The following is a 19,075-nucleotide window of genomic DNA, read 5'->3' on the forward strand; positions in this document are numbered from 1 at the left end:
AAATACTTTGATATTAAGAGGAGCGTATATGGAGACAGAGAGAAAAAAGGACAATGTTACCTTGTAATGTAATTTTAAGCAGAAAAAAATGTAGAATGGAACATTTTTTGATATGATAGTAAAAAGAAAGATAATGACGAAGAAATTAAGGGGCTAGATAAAGCATAGGAATTTACATGGAAAAGAAGGTCTATAAATTTTTTACAAAGGCTACAATTAATAATGAAATAATTAAAAAATGAGATTGATATAGAAAGGATTAAAAGAAATGGGGAGAGAAGAATATAGAAAAGGAAAGAAAAGAAGGAGATTACGAAAAGGAAGAGTTTTCTTTCTAGTCCTTATTCTATTTATATTAGCTGTAACTATATATAGTATTTTTCAATATAAGCAAGGTGAGAAGCAATCGTTAGGGAAGATAGGAATAGACGAGGTTAAATATGAATTTAATGGGGAAAAAGATAGTAACGGAGGTACAAATATTCTTTTACTGGGAAGTGACCAGCGTAAAGGGGAAAAGCAATCTAGAACCGATACGATTATGATTGCCCAATACCATCCGGATAAAGGTACATATAAAATCATATCGTTAATGAGAGACATGTATGTAGATATACCAGGATATGGACAAGGTAGAATAAATACAGCTTATACGGTAGATGGTCCTGAATTACTAAGACAAACCATTAAACATAATTTCGATATAGATTTACAATATTATGCAATTGTCAATTTTGAAGGATTTGAAGCAGTAATTGATGAAGCATTCCCAAATGGTGTAGAAATCGATGTAGAGAAGCAAATGTCTAAAAATATTGGTGTGACATTAGAGCCGGGACTACAGCATTTAAATGGAAAGCAGTTACTGGGATATGTACGTTTCCGACATGATGCAGAATCGGACTTTGGAAGAGTAGCAAGACAACAAAAGACATTACAAGCGATCGCTGATCAGGTTTCCGCTGTTCAAACATTTGCTAAATTGCCTAAATTGGCAGGGGTTATTATGCCATATATTAATACGAGCATGGATACTGGCGATATGCTATTTATCGGCAAAGATTTACTGACTTCCAAAAGTCATGAGGTAGAATCGTTAAGAGTTCCAGTAGACGGAACTTTCCAAGATATGAAAGTGAATGGGGCTGCTGTATTATCTGTCGATTTAGAAGCAAATAAAGCAGCGATAAAAGAATTTTTAGCGCAATAAATGGAGTTTTTTTAACATATTCTTTATATTTAATTAGCGATGTACGAATTAAAATGGTATAGGCAGAGGGATTTTGGGGCTGCCAATGTTAAAGCGAAAATGTCTATATAAGGAGCGGAAAGATCCTTGTATTTTATTAGATTAATTAAAAAATCAACACTATTAAAAGAATACACATACGAAAAGATGCGTAAGTTATACAAGGGGTTTTGTGCTCATGGATATGAACTTAATTAAAGAATGGTTTACGCTTGAAAGAATAATGGATTTAATTGATAGTTATCGTTCATTTGGACCGTTGCCAGGGGTCTTACTTCCGCTGATAGAAGCGTTCTTTCCTTTCTTGCCGCTGTTTGTTTTTATTATGGCTAATGTGAACGCATTTGGGTTTTGGCTGGGATTTCTCTATTCATGGGTTGGAACAATTTTAGGAGCATTGCTTGTATTCTCTATCATTAGGAAATATGGAAAGAAAAGAATGCTGAGATTTTTAAGTAATCATAAAAAAGTGCAGAAGCCAATGATCTGGATTGAAAGACATGGATTTGGCCCATTGTTCTTGCTTTTATGTTTTCCATTTACACCATCTGCACTTGTAAATATAGTAGCTGGTTTATCGAGAATTAGTACGAGCCAATATATTCTGGCAGTAATTGCGGGTAAGCTCGTTATGATTAGCACGATTAGCTTTATCGGTTATGATTTACGCTCCATGATTGCCCAGCCATTACGTACGATACCTGTCGCGATTGCTATCTTTATTCTTTGGTTTATTGGAAAAAGGATCGAAATTAAAATGAATAATGTTGGGATTGATGAGAAAGAGAGAAGCCATTAATAAAATGGTTTGTAAATATTGTTTGGAGGAGATAGAGGTTGAAAGAAGCAATAAAGAAAGAAAGCATAGAATGGTTAAAGGCATTTGCTATCGGAATTATCATCTTTATTATAATTCGTGCTTTTTTCTTCTCCAATTATGTAGTGGAAGGTGAATCGATGATGCCTACCCTGCAGGACGGAAATAAATTAGTTGTTAATAAAGTTGGTTATAAAATGACTGACTTTAATCACTTTGATATTATTGTTTTTCATGCAAATAAAAATGATGATTATGTGAAACGAGTAATTGGCATCCCTGGAGATAAAGTAGAGTATAGAGATGACCACCTATTTATAAATGGGAAAAAGTATGAGGAGCCTTTCTTAGATGATTACCGAAAACAAGTATCTTCTGGAAGGCTGACAGGGAATTTTACATTAAAAGAGATTACTGGTGAAGCTACAGTTCCAAAGGGGAAATTATTTGTATTAGGGGATAATCGATTAGGAAGCTGGGATAGCCGACATTTCGGATTTATTTCTATTGACCAAGTAGTTGGGAAAGTAAGCTTGCGCTATTGGCCATTTAATGAAATACAATTTTCTTTTTAGGGAAGGGTGGACGTAAGCATCTTTTTTTAAATAAATAAATAGCCAAAAATTATATGAATCTTTTTTTATAATTGTTTGGGTCTATCTTAAGCTGGGATAATTATGTCCCAGCATCTTTTTTTTGTTAAAACTAGCTCTTCGAAAAAGAGAAAAATTATCCAGCAGCACTTTTCTATAGAAACATGTGTTTCTATGTTATGATGATAATTACATAAAAGGAATAATGGAGATAGAAAAAAAGGGGGTTATTGGATGACTGTTCGCTTATTAACAGGTCGGTCTGGAACCGGGAAAACAACGTTCTGTATAGAAGAAATTCAAGCGAAACTTGCTGAAAATCCAGAAGGGAATCCGATTATTTATATCGTTCCAGATCAGATGACCTTTATGTCAGATCAACGTTTATTGTCTGGCTCGAATGTTCAGGGAATGTTTCGTTCGCAAGTATATAGTTTTACCCGCCTTGCATGGAGAGTACTGCAAGAAACAGGCGGAATCAGCCGCTACCACATTAATAGTATGGGTGTAAGCATGCTGATTCGAAAAATAATAGAAGAGAATAAAAATGAACTAACTCTATTTAAAAAAGTTGCCGATAAGAACGGATTTATTGATCAGGTAGAACAATTAGTCACGGAGTTTAGACGATATACTGTTACTCCAGAGGAACTGTTAGCAACGAAAGCGCAATTAGCAGGAACAAAAGAATCAACCAAGGCTTTACAGGATAAAATCAGTGACCTTGAATTAATCTATGAAAAGTTCGAAGAAAGAATTATTGGGAATTACATTGATGGGGAGGATTATTTCCGTTTGCTTGCGGAAAAGATTAGCGAGTCCTCTTATTTGCAAAAAGCTGAAATTTATATTGATGGTTTTTATAGCTTTACACCTCAAGAGTATTTAATCATTCAGCAGTTAATGCATACATGTGAAAAGGTCACGATTACGAATACACTCGATCCTTTTTCTTCCCAAAATGATGACTTAAGTTTATTCCGAATGACTACAGAATCCTTCCAAACTATTCAAGCGATGGCTAAGCAATTAGGAGTAGAAGTCGAGGTTGTCAAACTCGCAAAATTCAAAAAAAGTAGCCATCCATCGTTAGTTCATATAGAAAGTCATTTTGATAGCAGACCAGCTAGAGCTTTTACTGAAGATGCAACTATTAAATTTGCTGAAAGCGTAAATCCGCGTGCAGAAATAGAAGGGATTGCACGGGAAATCGTAAAACTTGTTAGACATAAGAATTACCGCTATCGAGAGATTAGTTTACTGTCTCGAAATTTGTCAGCCTATCAAAATATTATAGAAACTGTATTTAGAGATTATCATATCCCTTTTTTTATTGATCAGAAAAGTAGAATGCATGATCATCCTTTGGTGGAGCTGATCCGTTCCTCTTTAGAAATTTTCGATACAAATTGGCGCTATGAGCCGGTGTTTCGTTCGATAAAAACGGAGTTACTATTTCCACTTCATGAACGTAAAAATAAGATTAGAGAAAAAGTAGACAGGCTTGAAAACTATTGTCTTGCATATGGAATAAAGGGAAATAAGTGGACTTCAAAAGAACGCTGGAAGTATCGAAGAATTAAGGGGCTGGAATTTGAACAAGGTGTACAGACGGATGCAGAAAAGGAATTCGAACAAGAATTAAATGAACTGCGTCTCTCTTTAACTGCTCCTCTAATCCGTCTTCAAAACCGTTTGAAAAGAGGAAAAACTGGTAGAGCGAAATGTGAAGCACTATATTTATTTTTAGAAGAGCTTGAAGTGCCGGTGAAGATGGAGTATTGGAAGAATGAGTTAGAGAGCAAAGGGGAGCTAGTAAAAGCTGGAGAGCATGATCAAGCATGGAACAGTATAGTAGATCTATTAGATCAATTTGTGGAGATACTCGGGGAAGAGGAATTTTCAACAAAGCAATTTGCAACGGTGATTAGTGCAGGGCTAGATACATTAAAGTTTTCTCTTGTTCCTCCAGCACTGGATCAAGTATTGATTGCTGACTTAGAACAGTCTCGTTTAAATGATATAAAGGTTGCGTTTGTTATCGGTCTAAATGAGGGTGTTTTTCCATCGAGATTTCAGGATGAGGGAATACTTGCAGACACAGATAGAGAATCATTACAACAAAAAGGGATGAAGCTTGCTCCTACAAGCAAAACAAGGTTATTAGACGAGGAGTTTCTTGCATACAAAGCATTTACAACGCCAACGGATTATCTTTATTTAACCTATCCACTAGCAAATGATGAAGGAAAGTCTATCTTGCCATCTACTTATATCAAAAGAATGCAGGATCTATTTCCAAAAGCTGAAACTGTCTATTATATGTCTGATCCGAAAGAATTGTCAGAAGAAGGCCAGCTTGATTATGTGGTTCATTTACAAACAACTTTGTCTTACCTTACTGGCCAGCTTTATTTGAAGAAAAGAGAGTATCCTATCTATGATTTCTGGTGGGATGTTTACAATGAGTATATCGAACACCCAAATTGGAGAGAACCAGCCAAAAAGGTTTTTTCTAGTTTAACTTATCAAAATAAAACCGAGAAATTATCGGAACAAACAAGCAGTGAATTGTATGGAGATACTATTTCAGCAAGTGTTTCGAGAATGGAGTTATTTCATGCTTGTCCATTTTCGCATTTTGCTACCCATGGATTAAAGCTCCGCGAACGGCAAGTATATCGTTTAGAAGCACCTGCTATTGGTGATTTATTTCATGCAGCCTTAAAATATATTGCGGAAACAGTTATGCATCAAGAGTTAATGTGGTCTAGTTTAACAAGAGAGCAATGTGAAAGTTTAGCAAGAGATGCGGTAGAAATGCTCGCACCTAAATTGCAGAATGAGATATTGCTTAGTACTAATAGACATCATTATATAAAAAGAAAGCTAGAACAAATCATTAGCAGAGCTTCTCTTATTTTAAGCGAACATGCCAAACATAGCGGTTTCTCGCCAATTGATTTAGAACTTGAATTTGGACCAAAAGGTAAGCTGCCATCGATTTCTTTTCCGCTGAAAAATGGCACAAATATGAATCTGATTGGTAGAATTGACCGTGTTGATAAGGCTGAAGTTGGGGATGAAGTATATTTACGTGTAATTGACTATAAATCAAGTGGTCAAGAATTAAATATGAATGAAGTTTACTATGGCTTGTCCTTACAGATGCTTACTTATTTGGACTTAATTATTACAAACAGCACAATTTTGGTGGATAAGAAAGCGAGCCCGGCTGGAGTATTATATTTTCATGTTCATAATCCGATGATTTCAAGTAAAAAAATCCTTACATTAGATGAAATTGAAGAAGAGCTATTAAAGAAGTTTAAAATGAATGGGTTAATGCTGGGAGAAGAACGAGTCATTCAGTTAATGGATGAAACATTGGAAAAAGGGAATTCGCCAATTGTCCCGGCAGGTTTTAAAACTGATGGCACCCTTACGAAGGCATCGAAGGTAGCTACAAGAGACGACTTTAGCAAAATGCAAAAATTTGTACGTCACAAATATAAAGATTCAGGAAATAAGATTATTAGTGGAGAAGTAGGTATAGAACCTTATCGATTAAATGACAAGAAGCCTTGTACTTTCTGCTCGTTTAAGTCTGTCTGTCAATTTGATGAAGCATTAGAAACAAATCAATATAGACAATTGCCAGCCTACTCAAAAGACGAGGTACTGCAATTAATTAGAGAGGAGGCTAATACAAGTGAAAGAGATTAATATACCGGACAAGCCAGCAGATGTTACCTGGACAGATGATCAGTGGAAAGCGATTATGTCTAGTGGACAGGATATCTTAGTCGCAGCGGCAGCTGGCTCAGGTAAAACAGCCGTATTAGTTGAAAGAATGATTCGAAAAATCGTTTCCGATCAGCCAATCAATGTGGATGAATTGCTCGTTGTTACGTTTACGAACGCATCAGCAGCAGAAATGAAGCACCGGATCGGCGAAGTGCTGGAAAAAGAAATCAATGCAAATCCAGCCTCCCAGCATTTAAAAAGACAGCTGGTACTTTTAAATAAAGCCCATATCTCCACCATACATTCTTTCTGTTTAGAAGTTATTCGAAAATATTATTATCTAATTGATTTGGATCCAGGCTTTAGAATTGCTGATGAAACAGAAGGACAATTATTAAGAGATGAATGCTTAGAAGATCTTTTTGAAGAGGAATACGGGAAGGAAAATAATCTCGCCTTTTTTGATCTAGTAGATGCTTTTACAAATGACCGCAGTGATGATGCTTTGCAGCGAATGATTCAAGAAATATATGATTTTTCCCGCTCTAATCCATTTCCGTCTGCTTATTTACAGTCTTTAATCGAGATGTATGATAGGAAAGAAGATGCAGATATTACTGAATTGCCATTTATGAAGCATTTAATTGATGATGTGGAGCTGCAGCTAGAAGGTGTGAGGAAGCTGCTTGAGTATGGCTACGAATTGACAAAGCTTCCAGGAGGTCCCGCCCCGAGAGCGAGCAACTTCTTGGACGATTTAGAATTAGTCTCTATTTTAGAAAAGGCAAAGGCGCATTCCTGGGAAACTTTATATGAGGCCATGCAGTCATTGAAATTTTCACGGGCAAAACCTTGCAAAGGAGACGAATATGATCCAGCGCTAGTGGAAGAGGGACAAAGAATCAGAGATCGCGCAAAAAAAATATTGCAAGAAATGCAAAGCGATCTTTTTACAAGAAAACCACAGAACTTCTTAAAGGATATGGCGGCGATGAAGCCACATGTAGAGACACTTGTTTATTTAGTGGAGGCCTTTGGGCAAAGATTCCAACAAATAAAAATGGATAAAGGGTTAGTGGACTTTGCTGATTTAGAGCACTTTTGTCTAGCTATCTTAAGTCAGCCAGAAGAAAACAATACGGAGCTTATTCCATCAGAAGCAGCATGGTTTTATCGAAATCAGTTTAAAGAAGTGCTTATCGATGAGTATCAGGATGTAAACTTAGTGCAGGAATCTATTTTAAAGCTAGTAACAAAGGATAGTGAGTCGGAAGGAAATCTATTTATGGTTGGCGATGTAAAACAAAGTATTTATCGCTTCCGATTAGCAGAGCCTAATCTATTCTTAGCGAAATATCTTCGGTTTCAAGAACGGGAAGATGCTGGTTATAAAATCGATTTAGCGAAAAATTTTCGCAGTAGAAAAGAAGTATTAGAAGGAACTAACTTTCTCTTCAAACAAATTATGGGTGTAAAAGTAGGCGAAATCGAATACGATGAAAGTGCAGAATTAAAGCTAGGTGCAAGTTATCCAGAAGAAACTCCTTATCCGATTGAAGTTGCATTAGTAAATCAGCGTGATTCAAGCGAAGACATGGAGATGGACGGAGAATCAACGGGACTTGATGCAGCAGAACTGGAACAATCCCAATTAGAAGCAAGAGTAATTGCTGAAAAGGTAAAAGAATTATTTGAAACAAACCAAGAGGTATATGACGCAAAACAAAAAGCATATCGACCAATTCGTTATAAGGATATGGTCATCTTATTGCGATCCATGACATGGGCTCCGCAAATAATGGAAGAATTAAAGCAGTATAATATCCCGACCTATGCGAATTTAACAACTGGCTATTTTGAATCCACAGAAGTGGATATCATGATGTCTTTACTAAAGATTATCGATAATCCATATCAAGATATTCCGCTTGCTTCGGTTCTTCGCTCTCCCATCGTGGGATTAACCGAAGAGGAATTAAGTAAGCTGCGGATTGCCAAGAAACAAGGAGCTTTTTATGAAGCTATCCAAGCTTTTATTCAATCCAATAATCAGAAAGAAGAAGCTTTGTATGCAAAAATAAGACCATTCTTTGATAAATTTGCAGATTGGCGCTCTGAGGCAAGAAGAGGGGCGTTATCTGAACTAATTTGGAGGCTTTATCGAGAAACATATTTTTATGATTTTGTGGGGGGATTACCAGCAGGAAATCAGCGTCAGGCGAATTTGCGTGCACTTTATGACAGGGCTCGGCAATATGAAGAAACATCGTTTCGCGGGTTATTTCGCTTCCTGCGATTTGTAGAGAGAATGAGGGATCGCGGCAATGATTTAGGTGCTGCAAGAGCTTTAACCGAACAAGAAGATGTTATTCGAATTATGACAATTCACAGCAGTAAAGGTTTAGAGTTCCCATTTGTATTTATGGCAGGGTTGGGCCGGAATTTCAATACAATGGATTTAAGAAAGAACTTTTTATTGGATAAGGATTTAGGTTTTGCTACGAAATATATTGATGCCAAAAAGCGAATATCTTATCCGTCCCTCCCGCAAATTGCATTTGCTAAAAAGAAAAAAATGGAGTTGCTGGCAGAGGAGATGCGCGTCTTATATGTTGCATTAACTAGAGCAAAGGAAAAGCTGATTTTAATAGGTGCGGTGAAGGATATCGAAAAGGCAAAGCAGAAATGGTCCCAAATCGCAGGGCATTCAAACTGGCTTTTAAATGAATTTGATCGTGCCCAAGCGAAGTCATACTTAGATTGGATCGGTCCTGCATTAGTAAGACATCGTGACAACAAATGGATTCATTTAGAAAGTTGGAGTGAGAAAGAGGAAATTTCTTTCCATCCATCTAATTGGGAAGTGAAAATTCTTCAAAAAGAGGAGCTTCTAAACCGATCGGTGGAGGAAGAAAATAAAGAAAACGAATGGCTAGAAAAAGTATCGGAAGGAAAGCGAATGGATCGTTCCTCTGTATATAAAGATGACATTAAGGAAACTTTCGGATGGTCCTATTTTTCCAAGGAAAGCACCTCTCATCGCTCTAAGCAGTCTGTATCCGAATTGAAGCGTCAAGGAGAACTGCGGGATGCTCAAAGTGGGACAGATCTTGCTAAGAAATGGAAGCAAACGGTCTGGAATCGACCGAAGTTTATGCAGGAAAAAAAATTAAGCCCCGCAGAAATCGGAACTGCTATGCATATGGTTATGCAGCATGTAGATGTAAAAGCGATAGTTACAGAAGCTAGTCTGACGCAATTATTAGAAGATATGGTCAAAAAAGAACTATTATCGTCTGAGCAGGCAGAAGTTATTGATATTGCTTCTATTTTATCCTTTTTCCAATCACCTTTAGGAAAAAGAATGCAGCAGGCACCAAAGCTTGTAAGAGAAATTCCTTTTAATATTGCTTATCCAGCAAGCCGAGTATATGCAGACTGGCAGGGAGAAGAAGAGCCAGTTCTCGTTCAAGGAATTATTGATGTATTCTTTGAAGATGACTTAGGTACTGTATTGCTTGATTATAAAACAGACACAATATCTGGTCGTTATAAGAGTGGATATGAAGAAGCAAAACCAATATTAGAATCACGCTATAAAGTGCAAATAGAGCTTTATACAGAAGCATTGGAAAAAATCTTAAAGCGAAAAATAGAAGAGAAATACTTATTCTTTTTTGATGGTGCACATGTGTTGAAGTTGTAAAAATTCTCGTGTCCTATTCGTATAAAATGGCCTCCTGCAAAGCTTGTAGGAGGCCGAATTAATGTAGAAAGCGGAGTGGGATATTTATTAATTATTACCGGAAATAGGCTGATCAACCCCGCTGCTATCTGTATAATTGCTGGAATTGACTGCATTATTAGTGATTACAAATGCACCATTATTTCCAGTACCTGAACCTACTGTTGATTTTGCGTTGTCCTTAGGAGAAATAAATAGAGAATCTCCAAATTGCACAATTCCCTCTCCCGTGTTAACAATTTGAATCGGACCTATTATAGTAGGCATAATTATTTCCTCCTTGAAAAATATAATGGAACCTTAAGGGGCTTAGCAGCTAGTTATTTGCAACAACTGGTTGATCAAGTAAACTTGTATCTATATAGTTACTAGCGTTTAATCCATTATTTGTTATAATAAATGCTCCCGTATTGGAGGTACCAGAGCCTAAGGTTGCCTTTGAATTTCCTTTTGGAGAAATAAATAATGAATCCCCAAATTGTACAATTCCTTCCCCTACGTTAACAATTTGTACTGGTCCTACAATTGCAGGCATTTTTTTACCTCCTTGTTTCTATAACATGTTATTAGTTTATCTTTAGCCAGTATGGCCTATTAACATGGAAGATTTGGCTTTATAAAAGAAAGTGTAATTCCGAATGCATACACAATGGCATCTTTTTGATTATTCCGGTGCTGATGTTTCCACGTCTGAAATAGGCGAACCAGAGAGAGCCGTGCCAGTAACAGAGACAGAACTTTCACTTGCTGACATATCTAATTGGCCAGGTTCATTTAATGGAATTAAGTTATTTCCAGCTTCTGTCGCCATATCTTGCTCGAATTGACGAATGTGTTTAATTCTTGCTTCGGTATATATATGACGGCAATTCCCTATTTGAAGCAAGGAAGCAGAAGATATTCCTGTAATATTTATATGATGAACTTTAATAATCGGTTTAAGATTTTCAAAATAACATTCTACATTTTCCATAATCGGAATTAACGGGATAGGCTCCTTAAAAACATCATAGTCTTTATAATCACTTTCCGATCCATAAAAGAGTTCCTTTTGTCTTTGAACAGCTATAGCACGTGAAAGGGCTTGATGGTAAGTGGCGTCACCAAGCTCCACAATGGAAGAAAAGGACACAGTACTAATATTAATCGAATCGACAACAGAAGTACGTTGAAACATCATTAAATTTTGGGATGCAGTGGAACAAAGGGACCGATAATGAGAGATTCAGCAGGTGTATCAAAGGTGGAAGCTAATTGAATAGTTTGGGCATCACCCACTAAGCAGATAGAGGAGCTTGCAACCCCAATAATATTTATATTTCCTACTTGAAGCTCTCGATTGTATACTTGAAAATTCATTCTTTTCCACTTCCCTTCATATTATCCGGTATATTGCTTAAAAATAAATGCACGCCATTTTCCATTTCTTCCTTTAACGCTTTGATAATCGCTTCATTTGTTAAAATACTTCCATTTTGTTTACGGTTAGCACCTTGTTGTAAGTAATATTGAATTCTAGTGGGCAATTGTTTAGAAATATCATCTTGAATAAAGGTGACATATGATTCTTCTTCAGACATATTCAACTCTAATTGTTTCTTTCGAATGATATCTGGTAGTTCTAATTGAATAAATTGATTCATTTCCTCTTCTATATCCATAGATCGATTCATCATTTGCTTTGGATCAATTGGCGGATAGAAAGGGGCATGTGATTGACTAATTGGTGAACTTGGATTAATAGCCAGCTCTTCGATGTTGCTTAAATCCTCAGGGTTAAGTCCAATATTTAACGTTCCTTCTAACGTCTCTACTTTTAATTGGTCGAAGCTATAATCTATTCGTTCAATATGAACGGTTGGTTTTTCTTTTATCGCTGTAAGATCGTTGGTTAAGGCAGCCACTTGTTTCTCTAAATCGATTATTCTCTTTTCAAGCTGCTGTAAATAATGACGCATTTTTTCGCTGTATTCATAAAAATCATATGACAATTCTATCCCCCCTTTCCTTCGTGAAAATTAGTCCTATTTACGAGGAGACTGCAAGGGAACTGCTGGCGTAAAAACTGTTTCTTCTTCTGCAATGTTTAGTCCCGGCTCACTTGGAGAAAGCTCAGGAGCCGATTCTGTGAATCCACCTGTATTATATAAATAAGAAGCGGGTTTAATAATACCTGCACTTCCTATTTGTAATACGGAAGAGTTAGAGATACCTCCAATTTTAAGTGTATTTATTACGATAGATTGTTGAATAAAGTAATTCATGTTCACACACCTTTTAGTCTACTTACGCTACGCATTTGCTGCAATTGGCTGATCTATGCCATCATTATCATACGTATTAGTAGAACTACGATAGTTAGTAACATTTAATCCATCACCCGTATTAAAAGAGCCAGATCCAGAAAAAGTTTTCGCGCTAGAGATAGGCATCATTTTGTATACATCACCAATATTAAAAATAGAGCTACCTCCAACTGATATAACTTGAGCTACTCCAACAATAGCTGGCATATACAACATCCTTTATCCAATATTCTTATACATACTATGGAACTCAACGGAATAGGTGATACATTTACCTAGATAGATAACTTCACCAGTGAGTTTCCTTATCGATATTGATGGGTTAGTTGAACCATTCGGCCCATTACTAAGGCAATTCTTTCACCCGTCCTAAAGTCTTACTGTTCGTTATGAGTGGAGATTATCTTCTCTTAATTAGCCTATTCTTATGAATGGTTGTACTATGACAAGAAAACTGTCCATATGGATTGGCAAAAAATACTTATGACAGGACTATATTTTTTGTTAGGTTTTTTCTATTTGGAAAAAACATTTAGAAAGTTTATAATTTTCTTAAATGAGATAGCATGAAAAATGGAGGAGAAGCGAATTGAAATTTGCGACAGTTGCTATAGAGGAAAGAGTTTTGGTGGGGATAGTGGAGAAGAAGGGAATATTATCTTTAAATGATGTAGAGGAAAAACGTTCAGGAAGACGTCCTTATGCAGATGATCTTGTGATATGCCTAGAACAAGAAGATTTTTTAGAGAATGTGAAAGGTTTAATCGAATGGGTGGAAAATCAAAATAATAAAGATAATCTTTTTATACCAATCGAGAAGGCGAAGTTTCTAGCACCTATTCCTAGACCGCGAAAAAATATCTTTTGTGTTGGCAAAAATTATGAAGAACACGCAATAGAAATGGGAAGTAAAGCGGACATTCCTGAGCATGTGATGATTTTTACGAAAGCTCCAACAACGGTTATTGGTCATATGGGGGACATTATGGAACACAAACAAGTAACGGAGCAGCTTGATTATGAAGGGGAACTAGCTATTATTATTGGGAAAAAAGGAAAAGGAATTGAGAAAGAAAAGGCATTGGATTACATATTTGGCTATACGATCTTAAATGATATCACCGCTAGAGATCTACAGAAGAAGCATAAGCAATTTTTCATTGGAAAAAGCTTAGACACGACGGCACCAATTGGACCATGGATTGTAACAAAGGATAAAATTCCTAATCCGAATGAATTAAATATTATTACTAAAGTAAATGGAGAAATAAGACAACAATCTAATACAAAGCATTTTATTTTTCCGATCGAGGAAATAATAAGTGTATTATCTAAAGGGATGACATTAGAACCTGGAGATATTATTGCCACAGGAACGCCTGCTGGAGTTGGGAAAGGATTTAACCCGCCACGCTTCTTAAAGGCTGGGGATAGCATTGAAATATCAGTGGAAGGCATTGGTACATTGATAAATCAAGTGGTAGCTGAGGAATAATGAGTCGAAAATAGAGCGATTAAAGCGATCTATGTTAAAATAATGGAGAAAAGGAGGGGATATATATGAGTTCAACAGATGCTCATGTACTGACATGGATTATCGGGCTAATTCTATTTGCCTTGTCATTCGGTTTACATAAAGCAGGAAAAGAAAAAGGAAGTAAAATCGTACATATGGTGTTACGGGTAGTGTATATTCTGATTATTGGTTCTGGAATTGGCCTAATTGCCAAAACAGGGATGGATTTCATGCATACAATTAAGATGCTTGTAGGCATTTGGGTTATCGGTATGCTTGAAATGGTACTTATTCGCACTAAAAAATCCGAAAATACAAAAACACTATGGATTTTATTGGTAGTTTCTTTTGCGCTTGTGTTAGTGATTGGATACAGCATTTAATAGAAACGAGCTTGTAGAAGAGATATCTTTTACAAGCTTTTTTATAAAAGAAGATCAAGGAGAAAAGGGAGAAACAATGAAGGACTTTTCGATAAAAATAGTGGTTCTGATTTTTTTATGTTTGGGCGCTTTATATCAGGCATATAACATTGATGCTTGGCATTTTGCTATGCACTTATTTCTATTTTCAATTATTATAGGATTCTATTTTCTCGTTCCTGTATTTCAAAGAAAAAGCATACCGTTTCTTGCTATCGTTGTTATGCTTGAATTAATCCTGTTTACAGTAGGAAGAGAGTTATATAGCTATCTATTACTAATGCTTTTGTATTTTATGATAGTAATGAGTAGGTATATATCAACCAATTTATTTCGGATTGTTATTAGCTTGTTTCTTATAATAAATGCTGCAACAGTTATTATAATTTCTCCCTATTTAGCTTTGATTTGGATAAGTTTTCTCCTGTTAATCTCCTATTTACTTATACATGCAAATGAACTGGAGGAGGATTATCGCCAAATAAGAAATACATATGAATCTTTACTAAATGATTATCGTATACAGAAAAGACAATCTTACTATAATGAGCATGCAGCAAGAGTGGAGGAGAGAAATTTAATTGCCAGACAGATGCATGATTCCGTCGGTCATAAATTGACTGCTTTAATGATGCAAATCGAACAATTTTGGATTAAGGAGAAAAAGGATCAATATTTAACTTTGAAAAATATGACAGCTGACAGCTTAGAAGAAACAAGAAAAGCAGTACGTCTTTTACAAGTAGAAGAGCCAAGAGGAATTGCTTCTATTATTACGCTGATAAAAAAATTGGAAAGTGAAAACAATATTCACGTCCATTTTACAACAAAGCAGGGGGTACTCCAAGCAAACCTGAGTAATAAACAAAGTGCTGTTCTCTATCGATCCGTACAGGAAGGTATCACCAATGCAATGAAGTATGGAAGTTCGAAAGCTGTCCATATTACACTAGGTGTTTCCCCGATTGGGCATTTGACATTTGAAATCAGAAATCCTTATATTCATAAGCATCCCTTTCATTATGGTTTTGGTTTAGAAAATATGAAAAAAAGAATAGAAGAAAGACATGGGAAATTAGAGGTTCTTCAATCAAATGGAGAATTTATCCTGCAAGGAAATATTCCTGTTGGGGAGGAATGAAGATGATTCGCGTGTTAATTGCGGAGGATCAAGCAATTGTTAGAAATGGCTTAAAGATGATTATTGAACAAGAAGAAGACATCAAGGTGGTTGCTGAAGCGGAAAATGGAAAAGAAGTGTTGCTTTTATTAGAAAAAACAATCGTTGATATTGTTTTAATGGATATTCGTATGCCAATTATGGATGGAATGGAAGCAACGAAACAAATTCGTCAGCAATTTCCACATATAAAAATACTTATCCTCACTACTTTTAATGATGAGGACTACGCAATAAAAGCATTCCAAGAAGGAGCAAATGGTTTTCTGCTAAAAACGACAGATAATACTACTTTAGTAAATAGTATCAAAAGTTGTTTGTCGGGTGGCATGTCGATACATGATCAAGTTGCCGCAAAATTAATGCCAAAGCTGTTAAAAAAAGAGAACATGCCTGAGAAAGAACGGGATCAGACGGTTGTGTTAACAACACGGGAAATTGAAATCCTCAAAAAAATAGGCCAAGGGAAAACAAATAAAGAAATTTCCCGTGAGTTATTATTATCTGTTGGAACGATTAAAAATCATATCACTCAAATTCTAGCAAAATTAGAATTAAGAGATCGAACGCAATTGGCTATATATGCGGTGCGGAATGATTATATTTGATCTCCTTGCCTGCTAAGTAATAGGAAAGCGAAGTGGAGTCATTTGCGGCTGCTTTCTTTTAACCTTCTTTTTTGAAATCAAAACCCAAACGATTATACAAGAGGTTTATTAACATTTCTGTATAATGGTTCGGGTTTATATGCTGACTGAAATAGCCTCATTATGCTTTAGAAAGGTGAATAAACCCTTCGCCAAAGACGTCTCTTACATCATGAATGGTAATAAAAGCATCCTCATCTGTTTGTTTTACTATTTTCTTTAGTTTTACAACTTCTTGTTTATTAATAATAATATAGAGTATTTCCTTGTTCTCTTTTGTATAGTAGCCATGACCTGATAGTACAGTAACGCCACGGTTTAATTGTTCGTTTACTTGATCCGCAATTTCAGCAGGATGATTGGAAATAATCGTGACTGCCTTCTTTGGATTAACTCCTTCTATCACAAATTCCATCACCTTTGTTCCCACATAGAGCATAATAATTGTCAGCATCACACCTTCTGCCTTTATTAGGAAGAAGGAGGCGAAAACAACAAGGAGATCAAAAAACAGTAAGCCATAACTAATACTCCAGCCGAGATATTTATTGGTTAGTCTTGCTAGAATAGTCGAGCCAGCTGTTGTCCCGCCTACTCTTATAATTAATCCAATTCCAACTCCGGCAAATACACCGCCGAAAATAACATTAACAAATAATTCGTCAGAATGGATCGACCATGTCTCTGTTAGATGCAAAAATAAAGAGTTGAAAAAAACAGCAATAATGGTATAAATAATCATTTGTTTATTTAAGAATTTATAACCGATTATAAGCAGAATGGTGTTTAAAGCAAAGTTGACGATACCTGGAGACCATTGAAATAAGTAATAAGCTATAATGGCTAACCCGGTTACTCCTCCTTCTCCCAAATCATTAGGAATAACAAATAAATTGACAGCTAATGCAAAAAGGAAGGCTCCAAAAATAATCACTAGGATATCCTTTCCGTATTTTTTCATGAAAAAAACCTCCAATAATAACAGAAACTTAATGCAAACTATTACCAGTATAATAAAGAGAGAGCCTAATTCAAAGGAAAAGTTTTAGAAGTGATTAGATTTAGTTACTCAATTGGATAAATGTTGGTATAAAAGGGATAGCTGCGGAACATATGGAGAAGGGAGTTTAAATGGCGCTGTAATCTTTGTAAAGACACCATGAAATAGAGAGTAGGCGAAAGACAGGGGTTTTCATGTAGTCTAATAGAAAGAGAAGTATATTCAGCCTGTGGGGATAATCACAGATATTTATATTATGGCTGGGAAACTTATGTCCCAGCCAAAACATAAATTTAAGTCAGTTCATTGGAAAACTTATGTTTCTAAAGAAGTATTTGATGGGAACTGCTCTTCGATTATTTTTGTAACCTTCACTTGGCTGATTCTGCGGTCCACAATATCCTCGACTTGAAATTCGAAATTGTTAAAGAGGATGGTTGGTTTTTCATTCTCGTTAGGAATATAGCCAATCTTGCTGATGAGAAAACCACTCAATGTATCATAAATTTCTATCGGCAAGGTAATTTTCAATAACTCTTGCACATCATCTAGACTGATAGTTCCTTGCAATAAATAGGTGTGTTCCCCGATAATCTTAATCTCAGGAGGTTTTGGTTCATCATATTCATCAAAAATATTGCCGACGATTTCTTCCACTAAATCCTCCATTGTCACAATACCGTCTGTTCCGCCGTATTCATCAACGACAATTGCGAAAAGGACATTATTTTTTTGAAGCTGGATAAATAATTCATCAATTCTGTTTGATTCTAGTACAAAATATGGTTCGCGAATAATCTTACTTAGTTGAAAAGAGGTCTCTTCTTTCCCCATATAGGCTAATAGATCTTTAGAATGGAGGATACCGATAATATTATCTATATTTCCCTCATATACAGGATAGCGAGTATACATTTCACGATTCACCAGAGCAGTTATCTCTTTTAACGTATAATGGGAAGGAATAGCTACCATATTAGAGCGATGGGTCATAATATCTGTGACATCTTTATTATCCAATTCAAAAATATTATGTATCATCATTCGCTCATCTTCATCAATACTTCCTCTTTCATTTCCTACATCAATCATCATTTTTATATCTTCTTCTGTTACTTCCTCCTCTTCATCATCTGGACGAACGCCGAACAGCCGTGCAACCAAATTAGTGGAGAAAGTTAAGAACGCGACAAATGGAGCTGTTATTTTAGAAAGCATTGTTAGAGGGCTTGCAGCGAACATCGCAATTCCCTCTGCTTTCTTCAAAGCAACTCGTTTAGGAACTAACTCACCAAAAACGAGCGTGAAATAAGATAACAACAGTGTAATAATAATGACGGAAATAGAATCAAGCAATCCTTTAGAGAGAGGAATGCCCACCCTTAAAAATAACTCTGTTAAGTGACCAGAAAAGCTGTCCGCGGCAAAAGCACTGGCTAGAAATCCTGCTAGAGTAATTCCAATTTGGATTGTCGCCAGAAATTTACTCGGCTCTGACAGCAATTTATGGACTATTTTAGCCTTCTTGTGGCCAGTGTCAGCCATATGTTTAATTTTATTGTCATTTAAGGAAATGAGCGCAATTTCTGCTGCAGCAAAGAAAGCGTTTAAAGCAATTAAGATGACCAGGACTAAAATGCCCAAATCTTTCAGCTCCTTTCCGATGAGTATCTTTTATTTGTTTTACCCTTTTTAAACGAAAGTATGCTTGTTAATAAGCAGCTGCTTATTGCGTTAGCATAAAAAGAAATGACTGTAGTAAATGACTATAGTCATTTTATTTTTGGAAAAAAATGACCTTTAGGTATAGGAATGGAAGAGTCTTTTCTTTATTCTGTATATAGAAAGGATGA

The 19,075-nt window shown here is 35.9% G+C and carries 18 protein-coding genes; 9 read left to right on the forward strand and 9 right to left on the reverse strand.

Going from position 1 to position 19,075, the window contains the following annotated elements; translation table 11 throughout:
• The first annotated feature begins 268 nt into the window (after positions 1–268).
• The 5 genes from NST77_RS02320 (at position 269) to addA (ending at position 10,112) form a co-directional block, all read left to right on the forward strand.
• Positions 269–1,210 (forward strand): LCP family protein, encoded by a 942-nt coding sequence (locus NST77_RS02320; RefSeq protein ID WP_341122707.1) that lies wholly within the window; start codon positions 269–271, stop codon positions 1,208–1,210.
• A 217-nt stretch (positions 1,211–1,427) separates the two neighbouring features.
• The gene (locus NST77_RS02325; RefSeq protein WP_095330084.1) at positions 1,428–2,048 is read left to right on the forward strand and encodes a TVP38/TMEM64 family protein; all 621 of its coding nucleotides are present in this window, start codon (positions 1,428–1,430) and stop codon (positions 2,046–2,048) included.
• A 38-nt stretch (positions 2,049–2,086) separates the two neighbouring features.
• Complete coding sequence (gene lepB, locus NST77_RS02330) at positions 2,087–2,641, forward strand: signal peptidase I (RefSeq protein WP_095330083.1); 555 nt, start codon at positions 2,087–2,089, stop codon at positions 2,639–2,641.
• Positions 2,642–2,893: 252 nt separating this feature from the next.
• On the forward strand, positions 2,894–6,385 hold the full coding sequence (gene addB / locus NST77_RS02335) for a helicase-exonuclease AddAB subunit AddB (RefSeq protein ID WP_095330082.1): 3,492 nt from the start codon (positions 2,894–2,896) through the stop codon (positions 6,383–6,385).
• Positions 6,372–10,112: a helicase-exonuclease AddAB subunit AddA gene (gene addA / locus NST77_RS02340; RefSeq protein WP_095330081.1), complete on the forward strand. Its 3,741-nt coding sequence runs from the start codon at positions 6,372–6,374 to the stop codon at positions 10,110–10,112. Before addB ends, addA begins: the two co-directional genes overlap by 14 nt.
• A gap of 87 nt (positions 10,113–10,199) precedes the next feature.
• Here addA and NST77_RS02345 read toward each other — a convergent pair whose 3' ends face one another.
• From NST77_RS02345 to NST77_RS02375, 7 genes are all read right to left on the reverse strand, one after another.
• On the reverse strand, positions 10,200–10,418 hold the full coding sequence (locus tag NST77_RS02345) for a spore germination protein (protein WP_095330080.1): 219 nt from the start codon (positions 10,416–10,418) through the stop codon (positions 10,200–10,202).
• A 49-nt stretch (positions 10,419–10,467) separates the two neighbouring features.
• Positions 10,468–10,686 carry a spore germination protein gene (locus tag NST77_RS02350; RefSeq protein WP_047943094.1) on the reverse strand — a complete coding sequence of 73 codons (219 nt, stop codon included), beginning with the start codon at positions 10,684–10,686 and terminating at the stop codon, positions 10,468–10,470.
• Positions 10,687–10,815: 129 nt separating this feature from the next.
• Entirely contained in the window at positions 10,816–11,328 is a 513-nt protein-coding gene (locus NST77_RS02355; protein WP_341122708.1) for a spore germination protein GerPE, read from the reverse strand.
• A 2-nt stretch (positions 11,329–11,330) separates the two neighbouring features.
• A complete protein-coding gene (locus NST77_RS02360; protein WP_016202027.1) occupies positions 11,331–11,510 on the reverse strand; it encodes a hypothetical protein in 180 nt (59 codons plus the stop codon).
• Entirely contained in the window at positions 11,507–12,142 is a 636-nt protein-coding gene (gene gerPC, locus NST77_RS02365) for a spore germination protein GerPC (protein ID WP_095330078.1), read from the reverse strand. Before gerPC ends, NST77_RS02360 begins: the two co-directional genes overlap by 4 nt.
• Positions 12,143–12,175: 33 nt before the next feature.
• A complete protein-coding gene (locus NST77_RS02370) occupies positions 12,176–12,415 on the reverse strand; it encodes a spore germination protein GerPB (RefSeq protein WP_095330077.1) in 240 nt (79 codons plus the stop codon).
• A gap of 27 nt (positions 12,416–12,442) precedes the next feature.
• Entirely contained in the window at positions 12,443–12,664 is a 222-nt protein-coding gene (locus NST77_RS02375; RefSeq protein WP_095330076.1) for a spore germination protein, read from the reverse strand.
• Positions 12,665–13,046: 382 nt separating this feature from the next.
• Between NST77_RS02375 and NST77_RS02380 the strand changes: the two genes are divergently transcribed.
• The 4 genes from NST77_RS02380 to NST77_RS02395 all read left to right on the forward strand — a co-directional run bounded on the left by NST77_RS02380 (position 13,047) and on the right by NST77_RS02395 (position 16,183).
• Positions 13,047–13,952, forward strand: coding sequence for a fumarylacetoacetate hydrolase family protein (locus tag NST77_RS02380; protein WP_171509428.1), 906 nt, complete (start codon positions 13,047–13,049; stop codon positions 13,950–13,952).
• Positions 13,953–14,017: 65 nt separating this feature from the next.
• Positions 14,018–14,356, forward strand: a complete 339-nt coding sequence (locus NST77_RS02385) for a DUF1516 family protein (protein WP_171509429.1) — start codon at positions 14,018–14,020, stop codon at positions 14,354–14,356.
• Positions 14,340–15,536, forward strand: a complete 1,197-nt coding sequence (locus NST77_RS02390) for a sensor histidine kinase (RefSeq protein WP_171509430.1) — start codon at positions 14,340–14,342, stop codon at positions 15,534–15,536. Before NST77_RS02385 ends, NST77_RS02390 begins: the two co-directional genes overlap by 17 nt.
• 2 nt (positions 15,537–15,538) lie before the next feature.
• Positions 15,539–16,183, forward strand: a complete 645-nt coding sequence (locus NST77_RS02395) for a response regulator transcription factor (RefSeq protein WP_095330072.1) — start codon at positions 15,539–15,541, stop codon at positions 16,181–16,183.
• 160 nt (positions 16,184–16,343) lie between these two features.
• On the opposite strand, the gene NST77_RS02400 is transcribed toward NST77_RS02395, so the two are convergent.
• Together NST77_RS02400 and NST77_RS02405 are read right to left on the reverse strand one after the other, a co-directional pair.
• Positions 16,344–17,183, reverse strand: coding sequence for a YitT family protein (locus tag NST77_RS02400; protein WP_095330071.1), 840 nt, complete (start codon positions 17,181–17,183; stop codon positions 16,344–16,346).
• Positions 17,184–17,537: 354 nt separating this feature from the next.
• Entirely contained in the window at positions 17,538–18,866 is a 1,329-nt protein-coding gene (locus NST77_RS02405) for a hemolysin family protein (RefSeq protein WP_171509431.1), read from the reverse strand.
• Positions 18,867–19,075: the final 209 nt, after the last annotated feature.

This window comes from Niallia sp. FSL W8-0177 (assembly GCF_038006285.1).
GTDB classification, from domain to species: domain Bacteria; phylum Bacillota; class Bacilli; order Bacillales; family Cytobacillaceae; genus Niallia; species Niallia circulans_A.

Bases quoted from the DNA above. Each gene is read 5' to 3' on its own strand.
- NST77_RS02320 (WP_341122707.1), top strand. From the start codon at position 269: ATGGGGAGAGAAGAATATAGAAAAGGAAAGAAAAGAAGGAGATTACGA.
- NST77_RS02325 (WP_095330084.1), top strand. From the start codon at position 1,428: ATGGATATGAACTTAATTAAAGAATGGTTTACGCTTGAAAGAATAATG.
- addB (WP_095330082.1), top strand. From the start codon at position 2,894: ATGACTGTTCGCTTATTAACAGGTCGGTCTGGAACCGGGAAAACAACG.
- NST77_RS02345 (WP_095330080.1), bottom strand. From the start codon at position 10,418: ATGCCTACTATAATAGGTCCGATTCAAATTGTTAACACGGGAGAGGGA.
- NST77_RS02350 (WP_047943094.1), bottom strand. From the start codon at position 10,686: ATGCCTGCAATTGTAGGACCAGTACAAATTGTTAACGTAGGGGAAGGA.
- NST77_RS02355 (WP_341122708.1), bottom strand. From the start codon at position 11,328: ATGTTTCAACGTACTTCTGTTGTCGATTCGATTAATATTAGTACTGTG.
- NST77_RS02360 (WP_016202027.1), bottom strand. From the start codon at position 11,510: ATGAATTTTCAAGTATACAATCGAGAGCTTCAAGTAGGAAATATAAAT.
- NST77_RS02370 (WP_095330077.1), bottom strand. From the start codon at position 12,415: ATGAATTACTTTATTCAACAATCTATCGTAATAAATACACTTAAAATT.
- NST77_RS02375 (WP_095330076.1), bottom strand. From the start codon at position 12,664: ATGCCAGCTATTGTTGGAGTAGCTCAAGTTATATCAGTTGGAGGTAGC.
- NST77_RS02385 (WP_171509429.1), top strand. From the start codon at position 14,018: ATGAGTTCAACAGATGCTCATGTACTGACATGGATTATCGGGCTAATT.
- NST77_RS02395 (WP_095330072.1), top strand. From the start codon at position 15,539: ATGATTCGCGTGTTAATTGCGGAGGATCAAGCAATTGTTAGAAATGGC.
- NST77_RS02400 (WP_095330071.1), bottom strand. From the start codon at position 17,183: ATGAAAAAATACGGAAAGGATATCCTAGTGATTATTTTTGGAGCCTTC.